This window comes from Streptomyces nanshensis, assembly GCF_001751255.1.
GTDB classification, from domain to species: Bacteria; Actinomycetota; Actinomycetes; order Streptomycetales; family Streptomycetaceae; genus Streptomyces; species Streptomyces nanshensis_A.
Window position 1 is genome coordinate 1 of record NZ_LJGW01000490.1, and the last position, 676, is coordinate 676.

Consider the following 676-nt stretch of genomic DNA (forward strand, 5'->3'; position numbering starts at 1 on the left):
CGCGCGGGGTGCCGGGTGCCGGCCAGCGCCTCGTCGCCGTCCTGCAGCCGGCCCTGGTCCAGCAGCAGCCGGTGCCCGGCGAGCACCGCCTCGCCCTTGCCCGCCTGGGGAGCCGAGGAGCCGGTGGGTGCCGAGCCGCCGCCGGCGGCCCGGGTGAAGTCCGCGGAGGTCTCCGTCTCCCACTGGCCGAGCCGGTCGATCTCGCCGCGGATGGTCCGTACGTCGGGCAGGCCCAGGTGCACGTCCAGCGCGTCGGCGAGCATGTGCAGCACCCGCGCGTCCGGCTGTACGTGCCGCCGCGTCATCTGGTCGGGCTTGAGCGCCGCCTCGAACGGCCGTGCCCTGCCTTCCCAGTTGAGGAACGTGCCGGCCTTCTCCGCGACGGCGGAGACCGGCAGCACCACGTCGGCGCGGTCGGTGACCTCGCTGGGCCGCAGCTCCAGGCTGACCAGGAACTCCACCTCGTCCAGCGCCTGCGCGGCACGCGCCGGGTCCGGCAGGTCGGCCACCTCGACGCCGCCGACGACTAGCGCCGACAGCTCGCCGTCGACCGCCGCGTCGATGATGCCGGCGGTGTCACGGCCCGCGGCGGCGGGCAGTTCGGCCAGACCCCAGGCCCGTGCGACCTCGTCGCGGGCGCGGGGGTCGGAGACGGGACGGGCGCCGGGCAGCAGCG

Annotated in this window: 1 protein-coding gene; it reads right to left on the reverse strand. The window is 76.8% G+C overall.

Annotated features, from left to right (window positions below):
- The coding region (locus AN218_RS29010; RefSeq protein ID WP_171908831.1) for a molybdopterin-dependent oxidoreductase at positions 1-676 on the reverse strand (676 nt) is incomplete at both ends.